The following is a 2,933-nucleotide window of genomic DNA, read 5'->3' as shown; positions in this document are numbered from 1 at the left end:
CGCCGCTCGATGCCGGTGGCCTCGACGACGTCCCAGACCGGTTGATCGTGCCCGTCGAGGTCGTACGCGAACCTGACGAGATCGAAGCGGGGATCGCCGGCGCACGCGCCCTCCCAGTCGATGATGCCGGTGAGGGTGCCGTCGTCGCCGGCGAGGATGTTGTCGGTGTGCAGGTCCAGGTGCACGAGCCCGTCGGTCGGGAACCACCCCGGGTCGGCGTCGGCGCCGACGGCCGGACGCCCGTGATGAAAGCTCGTGGAGGCCGGGGAGCAGGACCGCATAGCGCTCGGCGACGGTCTCGTCCGGGAACCACTTGCGCACCACCGGCGCGCCGTCCGGCGCCGTCGCGAACCACGCACCCCCCTCGGACACGCCGGCCTCGGCGCGAGCGCCGAGCTCGAAGCCCAGTTCGCGCAGCCGTGCGCGGTTCACGTCGCCGGTGGCTGCTCGAACACCACCGTCACCTCCTCGGACCCCCGCGAGCGCAGCAGCGCCGCCAGAGCCGCGGCCGCCTCGTCACTAAGTCGTACTGCAGCGTTCTGCTGTCGTCGATTCTCACGATGTCCATGGCCTGAGCGGACAAGCGCTTGTACTCCTCGACCTGCCCTCGTTCCGCGGGAGCTGAGTCAGCGCTCAAGCAACTGCATCTGTTCCTCGTTGTGGTGACCGCCGGCTGCCGGGGTGAGGTTGTCGAGCCTCTGGATCTGTTCAGGGCTCAGCTCGATCCCGTCCGCCGCGCAGTTCTCCTCCACGCGTGCGGTTCGCTTCGTCCCGGGGATCGGCACGATGTCGTCGCCCTTACTCAACAGCCATGCGAGGGCGACCTGGGCAGGCGTCGCTCCGGCGTCCGCGGCGACCGCAGCGACCTCGTCGGCGATCCGCAGGTTCCGCTCGAAGTTCTCACCGATGAAGCGTGGGTTGGTCTTGCGCCAATCGTCAGCCGCGAAGTCATCGGTCGTCCGGATCTGCCCGGTGAGGAAGCCGTGCCCGAGGGGCGAGTACGCAACGAACCCGATGCCGAGCTCTCGCGCGACCGCCAGCACACCGTCCTCGGGGTCGCGCGTCCACAACGAGTACTCAGACTGTAGTGCCGTGATCGGGTACACGGCGTTGGCCCGACGGATCGTGTCCACCCACGCTTCGGATAGTCCGATATGGCGGACCTTCCCTTCGGCAACGAGTCCCGCCATCGCGCCGACCGTGTCTTCGATCGGCGTGTTCGGATCGACCCGGTGTTGGTAGAGAAGGTCGATGCGATCGGTGGCGAGCCGCCGCAGCGAACCCTCGACCGCGACGCGAACGTTCTCCGGGCGGCTATCGAGGGGAGCCGTGCCGCCGGGCACGTGGGAGATCCAGCCGAACTTCGTTGCGAGCACGACCTCGTCCCGACGGTCCTTGATCGCTCGTCCGACGAGCTCCTCGTTGGCGAACGGACCGTACGCCTCTGCGGTGTCGAGGAGCGTGACACCAAGATCGAGCGCGCGATGGATCGTCCGGATCGACTCCTCTTCGTCGGTCCCGGCTCCCGTGTAGGCGTGGGACATCCCCATCGTCCCCAACCCGATGCGGCCGACGTCGAGCGTGCCGAGTCTCGCGTGCTTCATCGTCCTCCCCGATCAGCTCCGCGCGATGCGGAGCGTCGTTGCCTGCGCCTTCGGACTCGTGATGCGCTCGACCGCCGAGGACCGGCCGTACGTGCGCCTGTACTCCTCGTTGATCGCATCGTCGAGGTGATGGTCTGCGTCCTCGAACGAGACGTCGACTCACGTCCGTCTAAGAGAGGTCTTGCTCACAACATGCCCGGCCGAGCGTAACCTCAGCGCTTGCAGAAGCGCCACCTGACCAGATCGGATACGCGACGGAACCGTCGGCGGCCTGTCGTCGCCATCCCAGCCGGCGCTCGCCCCTGACTGCGGCGGAGAGTGCCGGAGCGGGCGAGTAGGTGGCGGGTACCGCGACGCGACCATGTTCCCCCACGGGATCTCAGCACCGAACTGCACGCACCCACCGCCAGATCGGGTGCATGCCCCGAGCCTGCTCGTTGCGTGCCCAGAAGCGATCTGCACCGACGTCCCGACGAGCATGAGTGCCGACGACGCGCGCGATCCGTTTCATAGGACACCTCGCTCCCGATGAATGTGACTCAGGCTAGCCTGACGCCGTGGAGGACCCCCGAGCCGCTGGGCGTGGTGATCGAGACGGTCGGTGACACCATGGGGTGTCGTTCGGCGAGTGCAGCCTTGACCTGCTGCGGTAGACGCTCATAGGGTCCCCCTGCCCGCAGAATGGCGGGAGCATGAGGAAGCGATGGGTGCTTTGCATCGCGGTACTACTGGTGAGCCTCATGACGGCTGCCGGGTGTGGCGACGACTCCGAGTCCGGAGCCGACGCAACGACGAGCGAGGGAACGGAGCCTTCGTCGACAGAGGCCGCAACGCCGGAGTTGATCGGGTCCTGGCACCGAGCCCAGGCCTGTGCAGAGATGCTTGCTGCCTTCGATGAAGCGGGCCTGGCCGAATCCCATCGCGGGTGGCTCCAAGGGAACTTCTACGGCGGGAAGCCGGGGCCGAAAGAGGGCGATCTTTGCGCGGGTGCTGAGGGTCCATTGGAGCATGACCACTTCTTCACGGCTGATGGCGCGTTCGGATCGCACGACCAGAACGGTGAAGAAGTCGATGGTGGAGATTTCGAGCTGGTCGACGGCGACACAGTGAGTTTCCCGTCACATGCGGAGGAGTTCGGTTACGACGGCGACCTCGTCGTTGACTACACAGTCAGCGGTGATGTTGTGACGTTCGAAGTCGCCCTGCCCGACCCATGCGTCGACACGTGCGCGGATGCCTACGCGTGGGCACTGTCCGCCTTCGCCTCCGGTCCGTGGGAGCGCGGTGAGGTACCTGTGTAGCCGCAAGGGACTTCCTACGAGGGTCTTG

At 66.8% G+C, this 2,933-nt stretch carries 3 protein-coding genes and 1 pseudogene; 1 reads left to right on the top strand and 3 read right to left on the bottom strand.

The genetic code is table 11. The annotated features are described in order from the left end of the window. The 3 genes and pseudogenes from VFI59_11415 to VFI59_11405 all read right to left on the bottom strand — a co-directional run. The coding region (locus VFI59_11415; protein HET6714303.1) for a phosphotransferase at nucleotides 1–281 on the bottom strand (281 nt) is incomplete at its 3' end. Nucleotides 282–626: 345 nt separating this feature from the next. Then, on the bottom strand, nucleotides 627–1,604 hold the full coding sequence (locus VFI59_11410; protein ID HET6714302.1) for an aldo/keto reductase: 978 nt from the start codon (nucleotides 1,602–1,604) through the stop codon (nucleotides 627–629). Nucleotides 1,605–1,616: 12 nt separating this feature from the next. Next, nucleotides 1,617–1,748 (bottom strand): annotated as a pseudogene (locus VFI59_11405) (DUF2255 domain-containing protein). A 563-nt stretch (nucleotides 1,749–2,311) separates the two neighbouring features. On the opposite strand from VFI59_11405, the gene VFI59_11400 reads away from it, so the two are divergent. After that, a complete protein-coding gene (locus VFI59_11400; GenBank protein HET6714301.1) occupies nucleotides 2,312–2,905 on the top strand; it encodes a hypothetical protein in 594 nt (197 codons plus the stop codon). Nucleotides 2,906–2,933: the final 28 nt, after the last annotated feature.

Source organism: Actinomycetota bacterium (genome assembly GCA_035697485.1).
In the GTDB taxonomy this organism is placed as follows: domain Bacteria; phylum Actinomycetota; class UBA4738; order UBA4738; family HRBIN12; genus JAOUEA01.
Note: the sequence above shows the minus strand (reverse complement) of the source record. Positions and strands in the feature narration are given on the sequence as shown.